6 protein-coding genes are annotated in these 6,403 nt (G+C 61.0%); all 6 read right to left on the minus strand.

The window, feature by feature from the left end:
* Positions 1-861, minus strand: coding sequence for an ABC transporter permease (locus EXZ48_RS28400; protein ID WP_023512291.1), 861 nt, complete (start codon positions 859-861; stop codon positions 1-3).
* Positions 858-1,931, minus strand: a complete 1,074-nt coding sequence (locus EXZ48_RS28405) for an ABC transporter ATP-binding protein (protein ID WP_130520156.1) — start codon at positions 1,929-1,931, stop codon at positions 858-860. Before EXZ48_RS28405 ends, EXZ48_RS28400 begins: the two co-directional genes overlap by 4 nt.
* A 120-nt stretch (positions 1,932-2,051) precedes the next feature.
* Positions 2,052-3,107, minus strand: coding sequence for an ABC transporter substrate-binding protein (locus EXZ48_RS28410; RefSeq protein WP_130520158.1), 1,056 nt, complete (start codon positions 3,105-3,107; stop codon positions 2,052-2,054).
* A 58-nt stretch (positions 3,108-3,165) separates the two neighbouring features.
* Positions 3,166-3,828 carry an RraA family protein gene (locus EXZ48_RS28415; protein WP_023513742.1) on the minus strand — a complete coding sequence of 221 codons (663 nt, stop codon included), beginning with the start codon at positions 3,826-3,828 and terminating at the stop codon, positions 3,166-3,168.
* Between the two features lie 110 nt (positions 3,829-3,938).
* Positions 3,939-4,742: a carbon-nitrogen hydrolase family protein gene (locus EXZ48_RS28420; protein WP_130520160.1), complete on the minus strand. Its 804-nt coding sequence runs from the start codon at positions 4,740-4,742 to the stop codon at positions 3,939-3,941.
* Positions 4,743-4,846: 104 nt separating this feature from the next.
* Entirely contained in the window at positions 4,847-5,743 is an 897-nt protein-coding gene (locus tag EXZ48_RS28425; protein WP_024270781.1) for a LysR family transcriptional regulator, read from the minus strand.
* Between the last annotated feature and the right edge of the window lie 660 nt (positions 5,744-6,403).

The raw sequence follows: 6,403 nt of genomic DNA on the forward strand, positions 1-6,403 counted from the left end.
CTAGTCGAGACGCCGCAATACGGCGGAGTAAGCCCAAAGTGCGGCGCCGAACACGACGAGCACGAGGATCGAAAGTGTGGAGGCGAGCGGCCAGTTCAAGGTGACGATCGCCTGGTCGTAGATTTCGGTCGCTAGCAGGAAAACCCGCCCACCACCCATCAGCTTTGGTGTGATGAAGGATGAGACGGCGAGCACAAAGCAGAGCAGGCAGCCAAGTGCGATGCCGGGCAGTGTCAGTGGCAGGATGACCTTGCGGAAGGTGCGGGCGGGTGTCGCACCGAGTGTCCGCGCGGCTTCCTCGACCCGCGGATCAAGCCGGCCGAAGCCGGCCATCAATGCCAGGATCATGTAGGGCATGAGGATCTCGGTAAGGCCGATGAAGACGCCCTTGATGTTGAACATCAGGCTTGGTGCCGGCAGGCCGATTGCTTTTATGGCGCTGACCACCGGGCCGTCGTCGGTCAGGATCGCGATCCATCCATAGGTGCGAACCACGGCGGAGGTCAGCAGCGGCGAGATGACGAGAACGGTAAGGAAGGTTCGCCAAGAGCCGGACGCACGGTGCAGGTAGAGTGCGATCGGGTAGGAGGCGACGAGGGTCGTCAGCGTGATGGCGAGGCTGATCCAGACGGAATTGACGACCAGTTCGAGATAGAAGGGATCGGTGAGCAGGCCCGCCCAGTTCTCCCAGGTGAAGACCTGCTCGATACCGCCGCCGATGCGCGACTTGTTGAAGGAGTACCGTGCGAGGTTCAGCACCGGCAGGATGAAGCCGACGGCATTAATGAGTGCGATCGGGAGGAGCAGGACGACGGCGAGCTGGTCGTCGCGCCAGGTGCGGGGCAGGGCGGCGGCGCTCATTTCTCGCCCGCCGGATAGATGAGTGTGTCTTCGGCCGACCAACCGAGCGTGACGCTATCTCCTGTTGTAAGTGGGCTGCGGCCTCGCCGTGTTGCCTCCTCGACGACGATCTCCTCGCCACCGACGCTGACGCCGTACTGCACGAGGTCGCCGACGAAGGTGATGGTTGAAACCGTGCCCTGGACCTTGTTGTCGGCCGCACCCGTCTCCTCAAGGCGGATGCGGTGCGGCCGGACGAGGATGTCGACAGGACCTGCCGGCAGGCGTGTGGCAGAGCGGAGCTGCTGGCCTGCACCCGAGAGCGTGCTCTCCGTTGTGATCATGCCTTTGAGGCGGTTTGTGCGGCCGACGAAATTGGCGACGAAGGCCGTTACGGGGCGTTCATAGACTTCGGTCGGCGTGCCGAACTGCTCGACATGACCGCCGCGCATGACCACCACGCGGTCGCACATCGATAGCGCCTCGACTTGATCATGGGTGACGAACACGGCGGTGATGCCGCTCTGCTGCTGGAGTGCGCGGATTTGCACGCGCATCTCGTCACGCAGCTTGGCATCGAGGTTGGAAAGCGGCTCGTCAAGCAGCAGGATCGACGGTTCGATGACGAGGGCGCGGGCGAGCGCCACACGCTGCTGCTGGCCGCCCGATAGCTCCTTGGGCTTGCGATGGGCAAGGTGCCCGAGCTGGACCATCTCCAGCGCCTGCGCCGCCCGCTTTTGCGCCTCGCGGGAGGGGACGTTGCGCATCTGCAGCCCGAATTGGACGTTGTGCGATACATCCAGGTGGGGGAAGAGAGCGTAGCTCTGGAAGACCATGCCCATGTCGCGATCATGGATGGGAAGGTGCGTGATGTCGCGCCCTCCCACCATGATATTGCCCCGGGAGGGTTTGTTGAGGCCGGCGATGATCCGGAGTGTCGTCGTCTTTCCACATCCCGAGGGGCCGAGGAAAGCGACCATCTCGCCCTTGCGAACGGAAAGATCGAGCGAAGGGATCACGTTGACGGCGCCGAAGCTGACGCCGATCCCTTCCAGTCTGAGATGCTCGTCGGGAGCGGAAGTCGTGGGCATGAGGAACTCCTGGGGCAATTCCGGCAGCGAGCAAAGCTGTTTCCAGGGGCGGAACTGCGGAAAGACAGAGAGATGAAGCGCTTCCGTGCCCCGAGAGGACGGAAACGCTTCAGGTCGGCATCAGCGGCTGAGCGGAATGACGCGGCGACGCCACTGCTCGGTAATGGCGTCTCGGACCCTTGCGACCTCGAGCCAATTGATGTCGATCATCTTGTCCATGGCGCCTGCAGCCGTGCGCTTCAGTGCCTTTTCCGAGATGAGAGCCGCGGCCTTGGAATTGGTGGGTGCGTAGAACATCTGCTCGGTAAAGGCGGCTTGCGCTTCCGGACTCAGCGCATAATCAATGAATTTCTTCGCGCTCTCGCTCGCGGGCCCGCCCTTGACCAGTCCGATCACGTTGATCTGGAAGCCACTGCCTTCCTCAGGCAGAACCACACCGAGTTTGCCGTCCGAGAGGTCGGCATAGACCTGCGCGCGGGCATTCCAGCCGATGCCGATCGCCGCCGTACCACTGGAAATCGGCTGATAGACATCGGGCCGCGGTTCCCAAGTCTGGACGAGGGGAGCAAGTTCTTCCAGCCGCTTGATGCCGGCCTCGACGCTCTCGATATAGTTCGTGCCGCCGGCCAACTTGTCGGTGATGATGGTCAGTGTCGTGCCCTGGATGTCAGGCACGGCTGGAATGGAGACCTGTTTGGCATATTGCGCGTCCCACAGCGCGGTCCAGGAGGTTGGGGCCTGTTTCACCTTGTCGGTATTGTAGAGCAGGACGAGATTGTCGAAGGTGACACCGACGGCGTTGACGCCTTCATAACGCGCCTGTGGGTAGAGGTCGGCAAGATGCTTCGTGATTGTTTCGTCCATGGGCGCGAAGATGTCTTCGTCGGTCGCGGCCTTGGCGACTGAGACGTCCATGATGGCAATGTCGATCTGCGGCGCGCTTGCCTGTGCGCGCAGTGTGCCAAGCATCTGGGCGGAGTTCGGCATGCCGTAGAATTCCACGGTGATGTCAGGGTTGGCTTTCATGAACGGCTCGACGACAGCCTTCACGTAGTTTTCTTGGAAGATGCCGGAATAGGCGGTCAGAACCACCGTATCGGCCATCGCCACGGATGTGGCGAGAGCCATGGCAAGCGCTGTGAGGCCGGCGCGGGTTGCGTTTTTTACTGCGGTCATGAGTTTTCCTCCGCTCTTGAACCGATTGTTCCCATTTTCTTTATCGCATTGAGCCGCTTCAAGCGGCCGAGGCTTCCACGATTTTCGTGGCGCCGGAAATGTCGGGCAATTTTTCGCCGCTGCGCAGTCGCTCGAGCAGGATGAGCTCGCTTTCCTGCATGCCGATTGCCTTGTCCACCGCCCATTCCGCCCTGGAGGGCTCAAGCACAAGAACGCCGCTCTCGTCCGCAATGATGGCGTCGCCCGGGTTTACTGTCTGGCCACCCACCGACACAGGCACGTTGATTGCTCCTTCAAGGCCAAGAATCTTCGTGGTGATCGGCGAGGGGCCACGGCACCACATCGGCAAGTCGACGCGACGGATCTCGGAAAAGTCCGTTGCCGGGCCGTCGATGACCGCGCCGACAATGCCGCCCAGCTTCATGGAATGGGTCACGACGCCGCCCCAGCAGGCATGCTTGTCGTCGCCGCAACGATCGACGACGATGAAGTCGCCCGGCCGTACCAGTTTGGTGAGGTAGTGCAGGATGGTCGAATCGGCGTGGGGCAGACGCACGGTAACCGCGGTGCCGGCGATGCGTTTTTCGGGCAATACGGCGCGAAGCTCGCGGGTCATGAAGCCGGAATGCAGGAAGTGGCCGACCGTTGCGGTCTCGACCTGCTCCATCTTTCTGATGAGGGCCGGGGCGATCTGCTGCGGCATGGGATTGACGACGAACATGACAGGAATTGCTCCACAAGGCGGCTCCGGGAAAAATGCGCGGCATTTTTGCGTTAGGAACCGCATAAAACAAAGAGAAGGGTTTTCGGCCCCAGAGGGCTGGGATTGTCCTAGAGGACGTGGTGTTGGGCGACCGGAACGTCGCGGCGCACGGCGCCGATACGGTTGAGGTCAAGCTTGGCCGTGGCGGCACCAACGCCGTCCGAGCACTGCGCAACCATGTGCCCCCAGGGATCGATGACCATGGAATGGCCCCAGCACCATTTCTTGCCGTCTGCATGGGCGCCGGCCTGACCGACGGCGACAAAGTAGGTCTGCGTTTCGATAGCCCTGGCCCGGGCAAGCACTTCCCAATGGTCCTTGCCGGTCATCAGCGTGAAGGCGGCGGGAAGCACGATGACGTCGGCGCCCCTGTCGCGCAATGCCCGGAAGAGCTCGGGGAAGCGGATGTCATAGCAGATGGCGCAGCCGACGGTCGTGTCGCCGACCTTGTAGGTCACCACGTCCTCACCGCGGCCGATCGTGTCGGATTCTCGGTAGGAGACACCGCCGGGCGTGTCTACGTCGAAGAGGTGGATCTTGCGGTATTTTGCGATCTCATTGCCTTCGGGACCGAAGACGACCGAGGCATTGTAGTGGTTGTTGCCAGCCTTTTCGACCATCGAGCCGCAATGCAGCGTCACGCTGAGTTCCTTGGCAAGCGCGGCGAAGCGCTGATAGGTGCTGCCTTTCGGAAAACTTTCGCCGCTGCCGTGCACGGCATCGCGTCCCTCGCCGAGAAAGGCGAAATATTCCGGCAGCACGACGAGGTCCGGCTTCTCTTGGGCCACCACGTCGCGCACCATGCGCTCGGCGTCATCAAGGTTCTTGGCTTTGTCGGAGCCGGAATTCATTTGCACAACACTGATCTTCATCGAAGTCCTCCAAGTCTCAGCGAAGGCATCGTCGAGCCTCATGACGGGAATGACAAACGATAAAGAATTGTCGCTCCCGATAGAAAAAACTTGTGGTGATTGCGCTAGGCGGTAATACCTGTTGTGTCGAGCGATGCCTCTCTGGCGATCACCGAAAGCATTGAAGGAATTATATTTTCTGGATCATCCGCATAGACGGCATGGAGCTTGAGGGCGGGGAAGTTCGGCGTGATCGCAAGTTCCTCCAGCGTGCCGTTGGCGATCATAGGTGCCACCATGGGCACAGGCAGCAATGCAATGCCGATGCCGTCCTGGGCGAGCCGCAACATGGCAGAAAGGGAGTTGGAATTGGAAATGACCGGTGGCTGCACACCCAGTTCCTCGAACTGCCGCAGCAGCCAGATATGCGGCACGCTGTTGCGCGAGAAGGTGAGCACCGGATAGGCGGAAAGGTCCTGCAGTCGCAACTCCTGCCCACCGAGCCGGAAGGTGGGGGCAGCGACCCAGGCGCATTCCATCGTGCCGAGGTCAATGTTCTTGAGGCCCGGGGTAAGCACTGGCCCCATCAGCAGTGCGAGATCGAGCCGCCTGTCGCTGATCTCGCGGCCGATCGCCAGTGATGTATCCACGTTGAGGTCGAGGCCGAGCGCGGGAAAGCGTTCTTTCACCCGCTCGATGAAGTTCGGCAGCCAGGCATGCACGATGGAATCGATGGTGCCGATTGACACGGTCGCGCGTAGGTTTTGCGGGCTGCCGACCGCAACCTTGAAACTGGTGGCGGCCTTCAACAGCTCTTCGGCGGGCTGCATCGCGCGCTGCCCGATGGTCGATAGCCGCACCCCGCCCGGCACTCGCTCGAAGAGCTCGCAGCCCATCTCCGCTTCGAGGCTTGCGATCCGGTTGGAGACGGCGGCCTGAGTTGCGTTCAGCCGGTCGGCTGCGGCCCGGAAGCTTCCGAGCCGTGCAACCCAGACAAATGTTTCGACGAAGCGCAGATTCATTGCCTGTCCATCCCAGGAGTTTCGTGTCCCCTCGATATACACGCTGGTGGGTGATTTCCACGGCTTTGGAACGGACACCTGTCCCGACAACAAGCCGGTCTGCCCTTTTCATTAAGGTCGATGATCGTTTGCTCTTTGTCGATCGTTCCGTGGAGACGGGTGCTAACATTCATGTGCGCCCTCAGAACCGATACCATCCAGCAACCCGTGTCGGCAGCAATGCTGAGCATGATCAGTCGAAGCAGGGCGTAACGTCGCTCCTGTTCCGATGAGACGGGACGCAGCAGCTTGCTGAGAGAGGCGAGAACGACCTCACCACGGGCGCGCGTTAGGGCGCTTGGCTGCCAAGCTCCCGCCCAGTTGCGAAATCAACCGGCCATTGCGGATCAGAGCGGGAATCCCCAAACGCTTGATGCTTTGAATTTCGGCCTCGGAACGCGGGCTACCCTTGTAAACAGTTCCTTGTCGTTGAGAGACCGCGATCGGAACGTTCTGTGGGGATGATGCATTCGGTTTGCCTGGCCACAAGATTATTCTCGTTTTTTTGCGATTTTATGAAATCCGGTGTTGACGGTTCAAAAGTGTGGGCCTATAACCCGGCCATCGAACGAGAGCGGCGGCGCTTCTGGCGGCCGACGAACTCGCTCTAGGGTTTCCTGA

This window comes from Shinella sp. JR1-6, from assembly GCF_004284735.1.
GTDB lineage: Bacteria > Pseudomonadota > Alphaproteobacteria > Rhizobiales > Rhizobiaceae > Shinella.

Bases quoted from the DNA above. Each gene is read 5' to 3' on its own strand.
- EXZ48_RS28400 (WP_023512291.1), bottom strand. From the start codon at position 861: ATGAGCGCCGCCGCCCTGCCCCGCACCTGGCGCGACGACCAGCTCGCC.
- EXZ48_RS28405 (WP_130520156.1), bottom strand. From the start codon at position 1,931: ATGCCCACGACTTCCGCTCCCGACGAGCATCTCAGACTGGAAGGGATC.
- EXZ48_RS28410 (WP_130520158.1), bottom strand. From the start codon at position 3,107: ATGACCGCAGTAAAAAACGCAACCCGCGCCGGCCTCACAGCGCTTGCC.
- EXZ48_RS28415 (WP_023513742.1), bottom strand. From the start codon at position 3,828: ATGTTCGTCGTCAATCCCATGCCGCAGCAGATCGCCCCGGCCCTCATC.
- EXZ48_RS28420 (WP_130520160.1), bottom strand. From the start codon at position 4,742: ATGAAGATCAGTGTTGTGCAAATGAATTCCGGCTCCGACAAAGCCAAG.
- EXZ48_RS28425 (WP_024270781.1), bottom strand. From the start codon at position 5,743: ATGAATCTGCGCTTCGTCGAAACATTTGTCTGGGTTGCACGGCTCGGA.